At 72.0% G+C, this 17,116-nt stretch carries 19 protein-coding genes; 7 read left to right on the plus strand and 12 right to left on the minus strand.

Annotated features, from left to right (window positions below):
• Positions 1 to 81: 81 nt before the first annotated feature.
• Positions 82 to 2,520, plus strand: coding sequence for a phosphoketolase family protein (locus tag ACU4ZT_RS01980; RefSeq protein WP_414763650.1), 2,439 nt, complete (start codon positions 82 to 84; stop codon positions 2,518 to 2,520).
• A 24-nt stretch (positions 2,521 to 2,544) separates the two neighbouring features.
• Here the strand turns inward: ACU4ZT_RS01980 and ACU4ZT_RS01985 are convergent, their stop codons facing one another.
• Positions 2,545 to 2,760, minus strand: coding sequence for a VOC family protein (locus ACU4ZT_RS01985; protein ID WP_414763651.1), 216 nt, complete (start codon positions 2,758 to 2,760; stop codon positions 2,545 to 2,547).
• A gap of 175 nt (positions 2,761 to 2,935) precedes the next feature.
• Here ACU4ZT_RS01985 and ACU4ZT_RS01990 point away from each other — a divergent pair, with 175 nt between their 5' ends.
• Both ACU4ZT_RS01990 and ACU4ZT_RS01995 read left to right on the plus strand, forming a co-directional pair.
• Entirely contained in the window at positions 2,936 to 3,598 is a 663-nt protein-coding gene (locus ACU4ZT_RS01990) for a pentapeptide repeat-containing protein (RefSeq protein ID WP_063070388.1), read from the plus strand.
• Between the two features lie 105 nt (positions 3,599 to 3,703).
• A complete protein-coding gene (locus ACU4ZT_RS01995; RefSeq protein ID WP_063070387.1) occupies positions 3,704 to 4,057 on the plus strand; it encodes a hypothetical protein in 354 nt (117 codons plus the stop codon).
• A 220-nt stretch (positions 4,058 to 4,277) separates the two neighbouring features.
• Here ACU4ZT_RS01995 and ACU4ZT_RS02000 read toward each other — a convergent pair whose 3' ends face one another.
• The 4 genes from ACU4ZT_RS02000 to ACU4ZT_RS02015 all read right to left on the minus strand — a co-directional run bounded on the left by ACU4ZT_RS02000 (position 4,278) and on the right by ACU4ZT_RS02015 (position 7,085).
• On the minus strand, positions 4,278 to 4,928 hold the full coding sequence (locus ACU4ZT_RS02000; RefSeq protein WP_445337763.1) for a response regulator: 651 nt from the start codon (positions 4,926 to 4,928) through the stop codon (positions 4,278 to 4,280).
• Between the two features lie 269 nt (positions 4,929 to 5,197).
• Positions 5,198 to 5,719 carry a GNAT family N-acetyltransferase gene (locus ACU4ZT_RS02005; protein WP_445337764.1) on the minus strand — a complete coding sequence of 174 codons (522 nt, stop codon included), beginning with the start codon at positions 5,717 to 5,719 and terminating at the stop codon, positions 5,198 to 5,200.
• Positions 5,720 to 5,751: 32 nt separating this feature from the next.
• Positions 5,752 to 6,555: an alpha/beta hydrolase gene (locus ACU4ZT_RS02010; RefSeq protein WP_063070384.1), complete on the minus strand. Its 804-nt coding sequence runs from the start codon at positions 6,553 to 6,555 to the stop codon at positions 5,752 to 5,754.
• On the minus strand, positions 6,555 to 7,085 hold the full coding sequence (locus ACU4ZT_RS02015) for a phenolic acid decarboxylase (protein ID WP_063070383.1): 531 nt from the start codon (positions 7,083 to 7,085) through the stop codon (positions 6,555 to 6,557). Before ACU4ZT_RS02015 ends, ACU4ZT_RS02010 begins: the two co-directional genes overlap by 1 nt.
• A gap of 63 nt (positions 7,086 to 7,148) precedes the next feature.
• Between ACU4ZT_RS02015 and ACU4ZT_RS02020 the strand changes: the two genes are divergently transcribed.
• Entirely contained in the window at positions 7,149 to 7,643 is a 495-nt protein-coding gene (locus tag ACU4ZT_RS02020; RefSeq protein ID WP_063070382.1) for a MarR family winged helix-turn-helix transcriptional regulator, read from the plus strand.
• Positions 7,644 to 7,670: 27 nt separating this feature from the next.
• Here the strand turns inward: ACU4ZT_RS02020 and ACU4ZT_RS02025 are convergent, their stop codons facing one another.
• Both ACU4ZT_RS02025 and ACU4ZT_RS02030 read right to left on the minus strand, forming a co-directional pair.
• Positions 7,671 to 8,213 (minus strand): MarR family winged helix-turn-helix transcriptional regulator, encoded by a 543-nt coding sequence (locus ACU4ZT_RS02025; RefSeq protein WP_445337765.1) that lies wholly within the window; start codon positions 8,211 to 8,213, stop codon positions 7,671 to 7,673.
• The gene (locus tag ACU4ZT_RS02030) at positions 8,210 to 9,979 is read right to left on the minus strand and encodes an MDR family MFS transporter (RefSeq protein ID WP_270980587.1); all 1,770 of its coding nucleotides are present in this window, start codon (positions 9,977 to 9,979) and stop codon (positions 8,210 to 8,212) included. The genes ACU4ZT_RS02025 and ACU4ZT_RS02030 overlap by 4 nt, the downstream gene beginning before the upstream one ends.
• A 183-nt stretch (positions 9,980 to 10,162) precedes the next feature.
• Here ACU4ZT_RS02030 and ACU4ZT_RS02035 point away from each other — a divergent pair, with 183 nt between their 5' ends.
• From ACU4ZT_RS02035 to ACU4ZT_RS02045, 3 genes are read left to right on the plus strand one after another with little or no spacing between them, the layout of a single operon-like run.
• Complete coding sequence (locus tag ACU4ZT_RS02035; protein WP_414748476.1) at positions 10,163 to 11,356, plus strand: L-tyrosine/L-tryptophan isonitrile synthase family protein; 1,194 nt, start codon at positions 10,163 to 10,165, stop codon at positions 11,354 to 11,356.
• On the plus strand, positions 11,353 to 12,603 hold the full coding sequence (locus ACU4ZT_RS02040) for an MFS transporter (RefSeq protein WP_414748475.1): 1,251 nt from the start codon (positions 11,353 to 11,355) through the stop codon (positions 12,601 to 12,603). The genes ACU4ZT_RS02035 and ACU4ZT_RS02040 overlap by 4 nt, the downstream gene beginning before the upstream one ends.
• Before the next feature lie 52 nt (positions 12,604 to 12,655).
• Complete coding sequence (locus ACU4ZT_RS02045) at positions 12,656 to 13,015, plus strand: VOC family protein (RefSeq protein WP_414763657.1); 360 nt, start codon at positions 12,656 to 12,658, stop codon at positions 13,013 to 13,015.
• Between the two features lie 13 nt (positions 13,016 to 13,028).
• Here the strand turns inward: ACU4ZT_RS02045 and ACU4ZT_RS02050 are convergent, their stop codons facing one another.
• The 5 genes from ACU4ZT_RS02050 to ACU4ZT_RS02070 all read right to left on the minus strand — a co-directional run bounded on the left by ACU4ZT_RS02050 (position 13,029) and on the right by ACU4ZT_RS02070 (position 17,058).
• On the minus strand, positions 13,029 to 13,334 hold the full coding sequence (locus ACU4ZT_RS02050) for a DUF1905 domain-containing protein (RefSeq protein WP_081234759.1): 306 nt from the start codon (positions 13,332 to 13,334) through the stop codon (positions 13,029 to 13,031).
• A 20-nt stretch (positions 13,335 to 13,354) separates the two neighbouring features.
• Positions 13,355 to 13,873, minus strand: coding sequence for an AAA family ATPase (locus tag ACU4ZT_RS02055; RefSeq protein ID WP_414763658.1), 519 nt, complete (start codon positions 13,871 to 13,873; stop codon positions 13,355 to 13,357).
• Positions 13,874 to 13,985: 112 nt separating this feature from the next.
• Positions 13,986 to 14,888: a hypothetical protein gene (locus ACU4ZT_RS02060; RefSeq protein WP_270980580.1), complete on the minus strand. Its 903-nt coding sequence runs from the start codon at positions 14,886 to 14,888 to the stop codon at positions 13,986 to 13,988.
• 122 nt (positions 14,889 to 15,010) lie between these two features.
• Positions 15,011 to 15,640, minus strand: coding sequence for an SDR family oxidoreductase (locus ACU4ZT_RS02065; protein WP_063070377.1), 630 nt, complete (start codon positions 15,638 to 15,640; stop codon positions 15,011 to 15,013).
• A complete protein-coding gene (locus tag ACU4ZT_RS02070; protein WP_414748474.1) occupies positions 15,637 to 17,058 on the minus strand; it encodes a DUF6421 family protein in 1,422 nt (473 codons plus the stop codon). Before ACU4ZT_RS02070 ends, ACU4ZT_RS02065 begins: the two co-directional genes overlap by 4 nt.
• Between the last annotated feature and the right edge of the window lie 58 nt (positions 17,059 to 17,116).

Raw genomic sequence — 17,116 nt, forward strand, 5'->3', positions numbered from 1 at the left:
GACCACCGCCCGCCCCTGCGTGCCCGCTGATCGGATCCGCCTCACCCGGGTCACCGGCGGACCACCGCCGTAGGCTGATGCATGGCCTCCGACACCGCACCCCGAGACCCCGCCGCGCCCCTCTACCTCGACGTCGTGGACGGCTGGTGGCGCGCCGCCAACTACCTCTCCGTCGGCCAGATCTACCTGCTCGACGACCCGCTGCTCGAGCGTCCGCTCACGCGCGACGACATCAAGCCGCGCCTCCTCGGCCACTGGGGCACGACGCCGCTCCTCAACTTCGTCTACGCGCACCTCAACCGCGTGATCATCGAGCGCGATCTCGACATGATCTACATCGCCGGTCCCGGCCACGGCGGCCCCGGGATGGTCGCGAACGCGTACCTCGACGGCACGTACTCGGAGCTGTTCTCGGCCGCGACGCCGGACCGGGCCGGCATGCGGCACCTGTTCCGCCAGTTCTCGTTCCCCGGCGGGGTGCCGTCGCACGCGGCGCCGGAGACGCCCGGGTCCATCAACGAGGGCGGCGAGCTCGGCTACTCGCTCGTGCACGCGTACGGCGCGGCGCTCGACGATCCGGACCTCGTGGTCGCCTGCGTGATCGGCGACGGCGAGGCGGAGACCGCGACGCTCGCCTCCAGCTGGCACCTGAACAAGTTCCTCGACCCGGAGTCGGACGGCGCGGTGCTGCCGATCCTCAACCTCAACGGCTGGAAGATCGCGAACCCCGCGGTGCTCGCGCGCATCCCCGAGGAGGAGCTGCTGGCGCTCTTCACCGGTTACGGCTACTCCCCGCGGATCGTCTCGGGCGGCTTCGACGGCGAGGACCACTTCGCGGTGCACGAGCGGTTCGCGCTCGCGCTCGGCGAGGCGCTCGACGACATCAGCCGGATCCAGCTCGCGGCCCGCACGGGCGGCAGCGAGGAGCGCCCGGCGTGGCCGATGCTCATCCTCCGCACGCCCAAGGGCTGGACCGGGCCGAAGGAGGTCGACGGCGAGCAGGTCGAGGGCACGTGGCGCGCGCACCAGGTGCCGCTCTCCGGCGTGCGCGACGACGACGACCACCTCCGCCAGCTCCAGGAGTGGCTGGAGAGCTACCGCCCGCACGAGCTCTTCGACCGCGACGGCCGGCCGACGCCCGCGCTCCAGCCGAACCGGCCCGAGGGCGACCGGCGGATGAGCGCGAACCCGCACGCGAACGGCGGCCTGCTGCGCCGCGACCTCGCGCTGCCGCCGCTCGAGGTCAACGCCGTCGACCTCAGCGAGGGTCGCGGCGCGCTCGCCGAGCCGACGCGCGTGCTCGGCGGCTGGCTCCGCGACGTGATCGCCCGCAACCCGCTCGACTTCCGGATCTTCGGCCCCGACGAGACCGCCAGCAACCGGCTCGACGACGTGTACGAGGTGACGGCGAAGGCGTGGCAGGGCGAGGTGCTGCCGGTCGACGAGCACCTCGCGCACCAGGGCCGGGTCATCGAGATCCTCAACGAGAACCTCACGCAGGGGCTGCTGGAGGCGTACCTCCTCACCGGCCGGCACGGGCTCTTCACCTCGTACGAGGCGTTCATCCACGTGGTCGACTCGATGTTCAACCAGTACGCGAAGTGGCTCGAGTCGAGCTCGAAGGTGGAGTGGCGGCGGCCGGTGGCGTCGTTCACGTACCTGCTCTCCTCGCACGTGTGGCGGCAGGACCACAACGGCTTCTCGCACCAGGACCCCGGCTTCCTCGACCACGTCGTGAACAAGCGGGCGTCCATCGTGCGCGTCTACCTGCCGTTCGACGCGAACTCGCTGCTCGTGACCATGGACCACTGCCTCCGCGGCACCGACCTCATCAACGTCGTGATCGCGGGCAAGCAGCCGACCGCGACGCTGCTCTCGCTCGAGGAGGCGCGGGCGCACGGCGAGCGCGGCGTGGGCGTCTGGGAGTGGGCGGGCACCGAGGTGCCGGGGCTCGAGCCCGACGTGGTCGTCGCGTGCGCGGGCGACATCCCGACGGTGGAGGCGATGGCGGCCGTGCAGATCCTCAAGCGGGAGATCCCGCAGCTGCGCGTGCGGTTCATCAACGTGGTCGACCTGATGCGGCTGCAGGACTCCACGCAGCACCCGCACGGCCTCGACGACGGCTCGTTCGACGCGCTGTTCACGCGCGACAAGCCCGTGGTGTTCGCGTTCCACGGCTACCCGTCGCTCATCCACCGCCTCACGTACAAGCGCGCGAACCACGCGAACATCCACGTGCGCGGCTTCGTGGAGCAGGGCGGCACGACCACGCCGTTCGACATGCTGATGCTCAACGACCTCGACCGGTTCCGGCTCGTGATGGACGTGATCCGCCGCGTGCCGCACCTCGAGACCACCTACGCGGCGCTGTCGCAGCGGATGGACGACGAGCGGATCGCGCACCGTGTGCACACGCGGCAGTTCGGCGAGGACATGGCCGACGTGTCGGGTGCGGAGGGGCTGCCGTTCGCGGATCCGTCGCGGCAGACGGCGATCGACACCGGCGACGACAACGCGTAGCGCGGCGTCGGGCCGCGACCTCCGCTAGTCGGAGGTCGCGTCCGTCGCGTCGCCGTCCGCCGTGCCCGGCCCGTGGTCGAACAGGCCGATCGCGTTGCCCTCGCTGTCCCGCACGTAGGCCCAGCGGTCGCGCTCGTCGAGCATCTGGATGGCGCCCAGCACGGATCCGCCGTGCGCCTCGACCTGCGCGACCGTCTCCTCGATGGAGCCGACCGTGATCACGATGGTGGGGTGCGGCACGTCCGCGCCATGTCGTCGGCGGGGATCTCGAAGTGCTCGACAGCGACCATGCACCGATGATCCTGCGGCTGGGGAAATGGCGTCAAGGGGCGATCGCGGGGGTCTCCCGTACCGTGGGGCGAGGCCCGCCGACGGCGCGCCCGCACCCGAATCGACCCGCCCCCGGAGGCACCGCATGGCCGCATCGACCCGCATCCTCCCGCCCCGGATCAGCGACCCGCGGTTGGGCGGCCTCGCCGACGGCGACCCGTCCGACCTCGACGCGCACGCGTCCTTCGAGCGCCTGCGCTTCGCCGACGCCGACCTGAGCGACGCCGACCTCGTCGACATCGGGTTCGAGGAGTGCGTGCTCGAGCGCATCCGCCTGCACGAGGCCGACCTCACGGCCGCGAGCCTCGTGGACGTGCTCGCCTCCCGGCTCGACGCGCCCGTGCTGAAGGCGCCGCGCATCCGGATGCGCGACGTGCGCCTCGAGGGCTCGCGCGTCGGATCGGCCGAGCTCTACGACGCGTCCCTCTCCTCGGTGCACATCGCGGACTGCCGCCTCGGCTTCGTGAACCTGCGCGGCTCCAAGATCACCGACCTGCTCCTCACCGACTGCGCCATCGAGGAGCTGGACCTCCGCGGCACGTCCGGCATGCGCGTCGCGTTCGCGCGCACCACCATCGGCACGCTCGACCTCGCCGACTCGTCGCTCACGCACCTCGACCTCCGCGGCGCCGAGATCCACGACCTCGACACCCCCGACGGCCTCCGCGGCGCCGTGCTCGACTCGACCCAGCTCATGGCGCTCGGCCCCGTGTTCGCGCGGCACTTCCGCGTGCGCGTGGAGGACTGAGGCGGTCATGCGGCCCGCCGGGCGGCTGGTTTGTCCAGCCACGTGGATGACGGATCGTCCCGCGGGGGCATGCGCAGGTCATGGCCTCCCGAGCACGATCGCCCCATGAACACGACGACACGCTCAGCATCTCGGCCCGTCGCCCTCCTACTCGCCGTCGCGTTGGCGGGTGGCGTCTCGCTCACGGCTCTGCCCGCCGCACCGGCCCGCGCGATCGACAGCATCAGCGACCTGTGCGCCAGCTTGCCGCAAGACAGCCAGGCGTATCGGGACTGCGTCGAGACCCGCGTGGTCGCGCAGCGCCCGAGCGAGGAGGAGCTCAAGTGCTATCGCGGGGCTGGTGTAGCGGTCGGCGCGCTCCTGGTCGACAACTACCTCAGCAAGGGGAACGCGCAAGTGCTCGCTGCTAGGCTCATCGCCGCCGGCGCCTTCGGGTGCATAGGTTCACTCTTCGTCTGACCGGGAACCGGGGGAATGCGCGTGCGGAGCCTCATCAAGACCGTCGCCCTGGCAGCTGTGCTCCTCTTCGCAATGGCGCTTCTCCCCGACGAGCCGGGAGTGAGGTTCACGGGCTTCGTGGTGGCCACCATCGTCTTCGCCGCCGGGCTCCGGCTGCTGAAGGTGTTCGGCTCCGAGTCGCCGAAGGCCTGACCGGAGCGGCCACTCGGGCGCTCGTCACTCAGGCCGCGAAGGGCAGACCCGCGCGAGCGGCGACCGCGACCGCTTCGACGCGCGTGGTCACACCCAAGGTGCGCAGGATCACGCTGACCGAGTCCTTCACCGTGCCGAGAGGTACGCGGAGATCCCGGGAGATGTCGGAGTTGGTCGCCCCTTCGGCCATCACCTTGAGCATCTGCAGCTGGATCGGGTTCAGCGAATGCAACGCGGCGGAGGCACGAGTCCGCGAGGCGTCCGGGAGCAGGCTCCGGCTGGACCGGCCCCACGCCAGCACGACGGCTCCTGCTGCGAGCGATCGGACGTGAGCTCTCAGGCTCTCGGGGTCCATGTCCAGTGACAGGGCTCCCGATGCTCCCATCTCGACCCCCTGGCGTGCCAAGCCGATGGCGTCGCTCTCGGCGATGACTGACACGGGACGTGGATCTGACCGCGAGCAGTGCCGGATGACCTCTGCGAAGTGGGGATCTGGGAGGTGCCGAGCGCCGAGGAGCACGACGTCCGAGTCACGGTGCTTGATCCGAGGAATGGCGTCGACACCCCGTGCGCACTCGACCCGCAGGTCGCCGCTGTCCGAGAGCACCTGCGCGATGCCCGATCGGATCAACTGCTCGTCGTGCACGACGAGGATGTCCAGCGATCGATGTCCTTCCACGTTTCCTCCTGTCCGCCGCCGAATCCACAGCGCAGCGCGCGCTCGGGACTCCCACGGTAGGGGCCGATCAGGAGGAGGCGCAGGCCGTCCTGCGGGTCTTCGGGTGTCGCGTCCTCCACGGTAGGGTGCGCGCTCACGGACTGAGGGTCCGTCGATGGTCGCGCCGATGGCAGCGGACTCCGCGGCGCCGTGCTCGACTCGACCCAGCTCATGGCGCTCGGCCCCGTGTTCGCGCGGCACTTCCGCGTGCGCGTGGAGGGCTGAGGCGGTCAGCCCGCCGGCGGGATCCGCAGCTTGAAGCCCAGGTGCGACCGGGCGTACCCGAGCCGCTCGTAGAAGCGGTGCGCGTCGACGCGCACCGCGTCGGAGGTGAGCTGCACGAGGGTCGCGCCGAGGGCGGGCGCGGCGACGTCCGCGACCCAGCGCATCATCGCGCCGCCGATGCCGGAGGAGCGCAGGTCGCTCCGCACGTGCACGGACTCGACCTGGAGGCGGGAGCTGCCGCGGCGGGACATGCCCGGGATCAGGGTGAGCTGCAGCGTGCCGACGAGGGCGCCCTCCGCGTCGGTCGCGACCAGCAGGTCGTTCGCGGGGTCGGCGACGATGCGGTCGAGCGCCGCGCGGTAGAGGTCGGCATCGGAGGGATCCGCCCGGTCGCCCCGCGCGGCGCCCACCGGGTCGTCGGCCATCAGGTCCATGACGGGCGCGAGGTCGGCGGCCGTCGCGCGGCGGAGGGTGACCCCGTCCACGCGAGCCGGGAGGGGGACGGGGAGGAGGAGGGGTGCGAGCACGCCCCCATCCTCCCCGATGCGCGCCGGGCGCGTCAGGCCGATGCCGGGCGGGCCTGCCCCGACGCCCGCGCCACGTGCGCGAGCAGTCGCTCGATGAGCATCCGGCGGAGGTCCACCGACGACCAGCCGTGATCCGCGCCCTCCACGGCCGTGAAGGTCGCGTCCGGCATCAGCTCGCCGTACCGGGCGCCGTACGCGGCGGGCACGACCTCGTCGGCCGTGCCGTGCACCACGTCGACCGGGCCCGGATAGCCGGACACCGGGCCGTAGACGTCGACGCCCGCGAGCACCTCGTCCGGGAAGCCCAGGCCGAGGCCCATGCCCTGGACGTCGACGACGCCGCGCTCGCGGGCCGCGGCCAGCGGCACGCTCATCACGCGGTCGTTCGCCGTGATGTCGTCGACGACCACGCCGGCCGGCGACCACAGCGTGAGGCTCGCGACGAGCTCCGGGACGCGGGCCGCGGCCAGCGCGGACTCGACGCCGCCGAGGCTGTGGGCGACCACGTGCACGGGCCCGTCCACGTCCTCGGCGAGGGCGCGGATCATGGCGGTCACCTGGTCGACCTCGTCGAGCAGGCGCACGTCGGCGAAGTCGCCGTCGCTCACGCCGTGCCCGAGCCGGTCGTAGGCGCGCGCCGCCGTGCCGGACGCGGCCAGCGCCCGGGCGACGGGGACCCAGAGGCCGTGGCCGCCGGTGCCCGAGTCGCCGAAGCCGTGCACGAGCAGCGCGGCGGGCGCGCCGGGACGCACGGTGCCGTGCTCCCAGCCGCGGATCGTGTGCCCTCCGTGGTCGAGGGCGAGCGGGGTGACGCGCGGCGCTCCGGCCGCTGCCATCAGTTCCGCCGGTCGGCGAAGCCGGCCGGGAGGTCGCCGGGGGCGGTGTCGACGACGGTCTCGTCGTCGGCGCCCACGAACTCGTCGAGGGTGATGTGCGCGAACTCCGGCACCACGTAGATCGGGTACGTGGGGCCCTCGTCGCGGAACGCGCGCATCTGCTCGAGGTGGTCGTTCTGGAAGAGCACGGTCTTGGAGCCGTCCTCCTCCACCCAGCGCGGGAAGAAGATCGTGCCGTGCAGCACGCGCGCGGCGGGGATGATGTTGACGACGACGCTGGTGCCGGTGGGCTCGTTCCACGACACCTTGAAGACGCCGTCGGCGAGGGCGACGAGGTCGACCGTCTGGTCCTTGACCCAGCGGCCGCCGACCATCCCGGAGTGGATCCGGTAGTCGATGGTCGTGGCGTTCTTCACGTACATCTCGTACTGCCAGCCGTTGGCGTACGTGTAGATGAGGCGGTGTCCGACGAGGGGGCTGAGGTCCTGAGCGGGCACGGGGTGCTCGACGCTCGTGGTGATGTTGTCCATGCCGCCGATCCTGACACCGGAATGCGTTTGTCACAAGCGCATCTACCTGGGTATCCTCGGTGCATGCCAGCCGACGCGTCCGACCAGGAGCTGCGGGCCGTCGCCCGGCGCCTCGGCTCCGAGCTCGGGCCGTTCCGCCGCCGCCTCATGAACGCCTCCCGGAGCGCCGCCGACCTGCCCGACCTCCCCGACGCGCAGGTCGAGGTCCTCCGCCGGCTCGAGGCGATCGGCTGGGCCACGCCCACCGGCCTCGGCCGCGCGCTCGGGCTCGCGCGCTCCACCGTCAGCAACCTGGTGCTCGCCATGGAGCGCGACGGCCTCGTCGACCGGCGGCTCGTGAAGGGCGACGGCCGCAGCACCGAGGTGGGGCTCACGGATCGCGCGCGGGATCTGCTCCGCGCCTTCGACCGCTCCGCCGAGGGCGTGCTCGTGGGCGCCCTGCGTCGGCTCACGGCCGAGGAGCGACGCGCCATCGCCCGCGCGCTGCCGGCGATGGAAGCCCTGCACGCGGCGATCGGCGGCGCGCCCGCGTCGGCGCCGGCACCTGCCGCGTCGTGATCCTCCGAGCGGTCGCGCCGCTCGGTCTCAGGCCGCGTGCACGGGCGCGCGCGGGGCCTCGGCCGCGGGAGCGGCGCCGGGGGCGTCCGCCTCGCAGCCGACCGCACCGGTCGCGGGCCCGGAGTCGGCCTCGGCCGCCACGTTGAGCCGCGCGAGGTAGCCGGCGAATGCCTCCAGGTCGGAGCGCTCCCACCGGCCGAGCACGCGGACGAGGCGGCTGCCCTGCGCGTCGTCGGCGTCGATCCCGGTGCGGCCGGCGTTCGTGAGCGCGAGCACGCGCACCCGGCCGTCCTGCGCGTCGGCCCCGACCTCCACCAGCCCCAGGTCCTGGAGCTGGCGGAGCTGCCGGCTGACCACGCTGCGGTCGACGCCGAGCTGGTCGGCGACGGCGCTGGCGTGGGCGCTGCCGCAGCGGCGGATCACGCGGAGCATCTTGTAGCCGATGGGCGGGAGCTCCGGGTGGATCGCGGCGGCGGCCTCCCGGGTCGTGGCGCGGATCCGCGCGGCCAGGGCCGTCATCTGCTCCTCGACCTCGGCGATGCCCGCCGCGATCCGGTCGTCATCGGTCATCGGCGGGCGTCGACCCCGGCGTCCTCGTGCTCGGGCAGTCGGATGGATCCGGTCGGGTTCGCCTCGCCGGCCGGCGTCAGCGCGACGGCCCCGGCGGAGGCGGCGATGAGCGCGTCCTCGGCGTCCACGCGGCGCACGTCCTTCGCCGCCTTCTCGTTCTTCATCTGCACGGCGTTCTTGCTGCCGAGCTGCGCGTTGGGCAGGAAGATCACCGCGATGAGCGACACGATCGCGAGCGGCACGCTGTAGAGGAACACGTCGCCGATGCCGACGCCGTACGCGCTCTCGACCACGGTGCGGACCGCGGGGCTGAGCTGCGACACCTGCGGGATGACGCCCGAGCCGAGCGCCTGCGCGGCGGCGGCCTGGTCGGCGGGGGCGAGTCCCATGATCCCGGCGGTGATCTCCGACGCGACGATCGTGCCGAGCACCGAGCCGAGCACCGAGACGCCGACCGTGCCGCCGAGGCTGCGGAAGAACGTGACCGCGCTGGTGGCGACGCCGAGGTTCTTGACCTCGATGGCGTTCTGCACGACGAGCACGAGGTTCTGCATGAGCATGCCGAGGCCCGCGCCGAGCACGAACATGTAGATGCCCACGAGCAGGAAGTCGGTGTCGTAGCGGAGCGTCGACAGCAGCGCCGTGCCGGCGACGATGAGGACGGCGCCCGAGATCATGATCGTCTTCCACTTGCCGCGGCGGCTGATCAGGCTGCCGAACACGGTCGAGGAGATGAGCAGGCCCGCCATGAGCGGGATCGTGAGGAGGCCCGACTGGGTCGGCGTGGCGCCGCGCGACAGCTGCATGTACTGCGCGAGGAAGACCGAGGTGCCGAACAGCGAGATGCCGACCGCGAGGCTCGCGACGACCGAGAGCGTGAAGGTGCGGTTGCGGAACATCGTGAGCGGGATGATCGGCTCGGCGACCTTGAGCTCGGTGACGACCGCGGCGATCAGGAGCACGACCGCGCCGCCCACCATGAGGTACGAGGTGCCCGAGGCCCACTCGAACTGCTTGCCGGCCTGGGAGACCCAGATGAGCAGGAGCGAGACGCCGCTCGCGATGAAGACCGCGCCGAGGTAGTCGACGTGCACCTTGCGCTTCGGGTGCGCGGGGAGGTGCAGGGTGACCTGCAGCAGGATGATCGCGATGATGGCGATCGGCAGCGCGATGAAGAAGTTCCAGCGCCAGCCGATCGCGTCCGTCACGACGCCGCCGAGGAGCGGGCCGCCGACGGTTCCGACGGCCATGACGGCGCCGAAGAGGCCGGCGTAGCGGCCGCGGTCACGTGGGCTGATGATGTCGGCCATGATGATCTGGCTGAGCGCGGCGAGGCCGCCGGCGCCGAGGCCCTGGAGCACGCGGAAGACGATGAGCGTCTCCGTGTTCTGCGAGAAGCCGGCGAGCGCGGAGCCCAGCACGAAGGTGCCGAGGGCGAGCTGGATGAGCAGCTTGCGGTTGAAGAGGTCGGCGAACTTGCCCCAGAGCGGCGTGCTCACGGTGGTGGCGAGGAGCGTCGCGGTGACGACCCAGGTGTAGCCGGACTGGTCGCCCTTGAGGTCGCTGATGATGATCGGCAGCGAGGTGGAGACGACGGTGCCGGCGAGGATCGAGACGAACATGCCGAGCAGGAGGCCCGAGAGGGACTCGAGGACCTGGCGCTTCGACATGGATCCGTCGGCGGAGACGGTGCGGCGTGGGGCCTTCGCGGGTGCCGCGTCGGTGTGGTGCTGGGACATGTTCCTCCGGTAGTTGACTGCAAGCAACCATATGACTGTGGTGGACAGTTGTCAACCATCTCGGTCTGGCGTGCGGCCATATCGCATGCGCTGCGGCGGGTGCAAGACCCAGCGGATTCGGCCCGGGATCGTCATCCGCGCCCTCGTTTCCTCCTACTCTCGGCGATCGAGGAACGCGCATCGCGCCCTCGATGAAGACGAGGAAGAACCGTGCCATCAACGCAAGAGGACCAGGATCGATCGTCGAAGGCCTTCGAGCATGTGTCCTACACGGACCCGGGGTGGAAGGCGGATCCGGCGAAGCTGTTGGCCGCGGCGAGGCGCTGGCATCCCATCGCGTCCTGCACCCTGCCGAGGTTCGACGTCGACGCGTTCCAGCGGCGTCACGGATGGCGCTCGGGGGGCCGGGTCGCAGCGGGCCCATGTACGCCCGAGGCGGTGCTCGGGGTGATGAACGAAGACCGATTCCGAAAGGGACCGGCGCAGTTCCCCTGGGATGCATCCGGAGACGTCCTGGCGCGCGTCGCCGACGCGATCCGGTGTGGGCGCCCGGTGGAGGTGGTGCTCCCGTCTTTCGCGGGTCGGCCGCACAACCCTGCGGCACATCGGCGGGTGGCCCCTGATCTCGGCGAGCTCTACGCGTTGCAGCTCCTGAAGAACATCTCCGACGCCGTGTCAGTCGTCTACGCACCCGGCGTGCTGTTCACCCTGGTGCTGGACGGTCGCGCCTATCGGCCCTTCTACGGCTACAGCGATGACGAGGCGATGCCGTATGGCGACAACGTGAGGAAGCAGATCGACCTGCTCGGTGCACGCGGGCGCATCCAGGCGGTGGACATGCACGACCTGATGCAGGCGAGGAGCGAGGAGCTTGCCTCGATCGACCTGGCCGTGAGGGAGGACGTGACTCGTCTGTGGGCCTCGAACCGCTTCACCCATCGGCGGGATCTCGTCCGAGCCCTCCGGCAGGGGACGGAGACGACAGCCATCTCGGCAGCCTTCATCGAGCTCTACAAGCGAGGCGGCATCGAGGGGGTGGACGTCGCGGCGCTCCTGCGAGAAGCAGACGAGATCCTCGACGAGCGGGCCGATCGGACCGCCTTCGAGTACGCCGTGCTCCTCACCAAGCTGCGCGAGCTCGATGTGCTCGGGCGTGCATTCCCGCATGCGGTACGCGGGACGGTCCATCCGAAGCCGGGGCAGTACTCCCCTCGAATCAAGGACGATGCGACCCGCATCAGCCCCTGGCACGGCGTTGCCATCGAACATCCGGACGGGCGCATCGTGACGGAGTACGAGGCCTTCGTCTACCAGGACTTCGAGCAGTACGAGGCCGTCTTCGTCGCCGGGGATGAGGCGCCGTTCTTCTACAGGCGACGGGGGATCCCGTCAGCGGGCGCGTGAGCGGCAGCGGGGCGAAGGCTGATGTCGGCCGTTTCCGGTCGCGACCGCTCGTGGCGCTCGTGGCGGCCCAGGTGGCCGCTTCCACCGGTGCGGGCCTCTCGCTCACGATTGCGAGCGTCGCCGTGCTCGAGCTGTCGGGTTCGGAGAGGATCGCAGGTCTTGCGCAGACGGCGATCGTGGTCGGAGCCAGCGTGCTCACGCTCCCGGTCTCTCGACTTGCAGCCCGAGCAGGCCGGCGGTGGTCCCTCGGTCTGGCCTACGCCCTCGCGATGCTCGGGGCGCTCGTGTGCGCCGCAGCCATCGCCGCATCGGCGTGGGAGGCAGTGCTCCTCGGTCTGTCTCTCGTGGGAGGCGGTACCGTGGCGGGCCTCGCGGCGCGCTTCGCCGCGGCCGAGACAGCCCGCCGGCCCCGTGACGCGGCTCTCGCGATCGCGCTGGTCCTCTGGGCGTCGACCGTCGGGTCGATCGTCGGACCGAATCTGGTATCGCTGACGGGACTGGGTGCGTCGTCCGGGGCCTTCATGCTCCTCGCGGCACTGTACGCGACGGCTGCCCTCGTCGTCATGCTCGCGGTTCCGAGCTCATCATCCCGGCCGGGCCGCGCCCGTGCGCGGTCCTCGACGGCGACAGTGCTGCGCGTCCTCCGCGGTCGACCGACTGCGTCCGCCGGCCTCGGTCTCAGCGCCATCGTGCACGTGACCATGGTCGCGTTGATGGCCATGGCGCCGGTGCACCTCCATCACGACATGGCACCCGATGCGGTCGTCGGCCTCGTGATGAGCGGCCACCTCGCGGCCATGTACGGCCTGAGCCCGCTGTTCGGTCTCGTCATCGCACGGCACGGCGCGAGAGGGTCGGCCATCGCCAGCATGATCATCGTGTGCTCCGCGGGGGCCATCCTCGCGCTGTCGGCCTCCGGCGACGAAATTGGCTTCGGGCTCGGCTTGGCGCTGCTCGGCATCGGGTGGTCCATGGGGATGGTCGCAGGATCCGCGCTCGTGGTCGAGGCGCTGGAGCCCGAGGAGCGACTCGCGACGCAGGGGACGACGGACCTCGTGATCAACGTCGGCGGAGGAGCGGCCAGCATCGTCGCCGGGGTCGTCGTCGCCGGGCAGGGTTACGCCTCTCTTGCCACCGCATTCGCCGTCGGGGTGGGACTCGCGACGGTCGGCGCCTCATTCATGGGCCTGCGTCGCCGGTGCCGACCTCAGCCGCGTGTGGAGGCAGAGCCCCCGCCCCCGGAGTAGGCAGGAGGGGAGAGCCGGTCGACCGACCGGCCTCGAGACGAGGAGGAATCCCATGGTCGATTCGGTGGCGACGGTCTGGCTGCCCGTGCAGGACATGACGCGCGCGGTGGCGTTCTACCGCGACACGCTCGGGCTCACGGTCACGAGCGAGGACGACGACTGGAGCGAGATCGACGCGGACGGCCTGATGATCGGGCTCAACGCGCGCGAGGAGGCGAGCGGCTCGTCGAGCGGCGGCGCGGTCATCTCGTTCACACCCGAGGGGTCGATCGAGGACGAGCTCGCGAAGATCAAGGCACGGGGCGCCGAGATCACGGGCGAGATCAGCGACCACGAGTGGGGCCGCATCCTCCCGTTCCAGGACAGCGAGGGCAACGACCTCCAGCTCTACACGCCGCCGACCGGCGGCTAGCGGAGGTCGCCGCTCACGGCAGCGGCTCGAGGTCGACGTGCACGTCGTCGCCGACCTCGAGCCCCTGACGGTCGCGGACCTGCCGCTTGACGGGGAGCACCCAGGTGCCGTCGCCCTGCGGGAAGACCGAGGTGCGCCAGGTGGTGGTGCCGACGCGGACCCGCACGGGGACGGATCCGAACCCGCGGCGGCCGGCCTGCCCCAGCTCCCGCAGCATCGGCGTCAGCTCCGCGGGCAGGGACACGAACGTCCACAGCTCCCGCCGCGCCTCCCACGCCCACAGCGGCGCGGTGAAGGCGAGCGGCAGGTCGTCGGTCATGCCCTCGACCCTACGGGCGCTCACCACCGCATGCCCTCGGCGATGAGCGCGGCGGCCTCGGCGGGCGAGCGCGTGGTCGTGTCGACCTCCGTGCCCCCGAGGTCGGCCGCTTCCAGGATGGTCGCGAGCTCCGGCGCGCGGGCCGCATGCCAGGCGCGCGCGTCCGCATCGCCGTCGTGCCGGGCGTCGAGGCGGGCGCTCACGATCCGCGGATCCGCGGTGAGGTGCACGAGGAGCGGCTCCCGGGACCCGAGCGCCTCCGCGTAGCGCGGCAGGTCGGCGGCCTGCTCGACCACGGCGGCCACGATCACGACGCGGGCCCCGGCGTCACGGAAGTTGCGCGACAGGTCACGCAGGTTGCGGAGCTCGAGCTCCCGGTGGAACGGGTCGTCGGGCGGCGACGGACGGAGCAGGCGTACGGCGTCCGCATCGACCATCGCGTGCGGCACACCGCGCTCGCCGAGGAGCGCGCCGAGAGCGTGCATCGTCGACGTCTTGCCGGATCCGACCGTGCCGGTGAGGATCACGGCGTCGGTCATGCCTCGACCCTACGGGCGGGCGTCGTCGTGCGCGCCCGTCCCCCTGAAGTGGTCATCCGCGGTCGCGAGGATCGCGATCCCGACGGCGATGACCACGAGGCCGCGGGCCGCGTCAGCGGCTGACCGTGAGCAGGTCGCACTCCAGCGGCTCGGACGCCTCCGCGATCAGCTCGAACGTCGCGGCACCCGCCCGGATCGTGAGGGTCGACATGCCCCGCCAGCGCGGGTGCGGCTCCGAGGTCGTCGAGGTGATGGCGTGGCGGAGGATCCGCAGCCGGTCGATCGAGAGGGTCGCCGTCCGGCGGCGCAGCACCGCGTCGCGGCGCGAGACGATCAGCAGCTCGCGCGGCGTGCACGCGGCCAGAGCTCCGGCGAGGCTCATCGGGCGGAGCCGCTGGAGCGCGCCGACCAGGCCCGTCGCGGTCGTCCGCAGCGGCGTGCGCGGCCGCGAGGAGAGGTACCGCAGCTGCGGATCCCGCGCCGTGAGGTCGTCGTACGCGGAGGCGATGCCCGCCTCGTCCGTGCCCATGTCGATGCGCGGGGCCACCCGCTCGGCCCGCCCGGGCGCGTGGACGGGGACGCCCCCCGCCGCCCCCGCGAGGCCCACGAGGAGCTCGGTGAGGTCGACGACCACGTCCGCCGACGCTCCGTTGAACGGGATCTCCAGGGCGGTGCCGTCGATCGTGTGCAGCGTGAGCAGGCCGTCGAGGAGGTCGACGCGGTCGCGCACGGCCACGACGTCGGCGTAGGGGATGCGGCGGGCGACGAACGTGGGTCCGCGTCGCGAGAGCACCTCGAGCTCGCGGTCGCCGACCACGATGAGGTGCTCGTAGAGGTCCATCGTCGGATCGGTGTCGCGGCGCGCGATGTCGCGCGGCACCTTGAGCACGAGACGGGCCGTGAACGGGTCGGCGCCGTGCGGGCGGAACAGGCGCGGGACCTGGTCGAGGGTGCGGACGGTGTCGATCCACGGGCCGAAGGCGTCGTGCTCGGCGGTTCTGGCGGGCGGGGTCACGGAGCGACGCTATACCGGCGACGGGCTCGGATCGAGGACGGGGGCGGGCCTCGTGCCGAGCCCGGACGTGTGCTACGCGGCGGATGCGGTGGACCGCCGCCGGAGCCGGCGGCGAGCCCCGGTCAGCCCTCGATCAGATCGCGCTCGGGCGGCACCGAGGTCCACAGCCCGACCACGCGACGGGCGAGCGCGCGCTCGAGGCCGCCGAGCGCCTTGACCACGAAGATCGTCGTGCGGGCGGGGGAGCCCGCCTTCGAGAAGCCGCGGTCGACCGCGCGCACCCACGTCTCGGCGGCGATCTTCGCGGTCGAGTAGTTGGCGCCGCCGGGGTACGGGCGCTGCACGGCGGTGGAGGAGACGATCGCGAGGCGGCCGGCGTCGGACGCCTGCAGGTCGGCGTCGAACGCGCGCGTCGTGTTGCGGAGCGTCGTGACGAGCCGCTCGTGCAGGAAGTCCCAGTCGTCGTCGGTCTGGCCTTCGAGGCCGTTGCCGCCGCGCCAGCCGCCGACCAGGTGGATCAGCCCGTCGACGCCGCCGAGGTCCGCGCGGATCCGCGCCGCCAGCTCCACGACGGCCGCGTGGTCGGCGAGGTCGCACACCTCGCGACGCGACGCGTCCACGCCGTCGAGCCGGCCGGCGTCCGAGCCGACCGCGACGACGCGCGCACCCGCCGCGGTCAGCTCGGAGCAGACCGCCCGACCCGCTGCGCTCGACGCGCCGGCGACCACGACCACGCGGCCGTCGACGCTCATGCCGCCTGCCCCGTGATGCCGGCGGTGGAGCCGATCACGTCGCGCATCTTCTTCTCCAGCGCCTCGAAGAACATGCTGAGCGGGAACTCGTCGTCGAGCACGAGATCCGTCAGGCCCTTGGGCGGCCCGTCGAGCGGCAGCGCGTCCGGCCCCTTCGCCCACGTGGACGCGGGGTGCGGCGTGACCGTCTCGGTGACCATCGCGTAGGCGGCCAGCCAGTGCGCGGTCTTCGGCCGGTCGATGGAGCGCCAGTAGAGGTCGTTGACCCGGTCGGCGAGCGCGACGACCACGTCGGCCACCTCGTCCCAGTCGATCGTGAGGCGCGTGTCCGTCCAGTGCAGCACGTGGTGCTGGTGCAGCCAGGCGAACAGCAGCTGGCCGCCGAGGCCGTCGTAGTTGCGGACGCGGGATCCGGTGATGGCGAAGCGGAAGATGCGGTCGAAGATCACCGCGTGCTGCACCATGCCGGCGCGCTCCAGCAGGGCGTCGTCGGCGGCGGTGCGCTCTTCGGGATCCGTCGCCGCGAGCCGGCGCTGGATGCGCACGGCCTCGCGGAACGCGGTGAGGTCGCAGCGGAGCTCCTCGATCGAGTAGAGGAAGAAGGGCATCCGCTGCTTGATCATGAACGGATCGAACGGCAGGTCGCCGCGCATGTGCGTGCGGTCGTGGATCAGGTCCCACATCACGAAGGTCTCCTCCGCGAGCCGCTGGTCCTCCAGCAGGCGACGGGCGTCGTCCGGCAGCTCCAGCTTCGTGACCTCGGCGGCGTGGCGCACCACGCGGCGGAAGCGGGCGGCCTCGCGGTCGGCGAAGATCGCGCCCCATGTGAAGGTCGGCACCTCGCGCATGGCGACGGTCTCGGGGAACAGCACGGCCGAGTTGGTGTCGTAGCCGGGCGTGAAGTCGACGAACCGGATGGGGACGAAGAGCGCGTTGCCGTAGTCGCCCGCCTCCAGCTCGGCGACGAACTCGGGCCAGACCACCTCGATGAGCACGGCCTCGACGAGCCGGCTCGCGCTGCCGTTCTGCGTGGTCATCGGGAACACGACGAGGTGCCGGATGCCGTCGACGCGGTCCCGCTGCGGCTGGAACGCGGTGAGCGAGTCGAGGAAGTCGGGCACGCCGAGGCCGGCGTCGACCCAGCGCGCGAAGTCCACGTCGAGAGCCGCGAGGTACGCGGCGTCGTGCGGGAAGAGCGGGGCGAGCGCGCGGATCCCGTCGCGGATGGTCGTGATCAGGCGGGTCGCCTCCGCGTGGTGCGCCGCGTCGGGGATCGACCCGTCCTTGACCTGCATCGGCTGGAGCGCGACGGCGGCGTCCTTGAGGGCGAGCCAGGCGGGGGAGGAGGCGACGGAGCGCACGTCCTCGACGACCTCGGGCTCGCCGATGACGGCTGCGGGGGCTGCGGCGCTGGACATGGATCGACCTCCGATCGTGCGGGTGCGTGCGGTGCCTCCACCGTATCCGCGGGGTGGG

The sequence above is a fragment of the Clavibacter davisi genome, assembly GCF_052751415.1.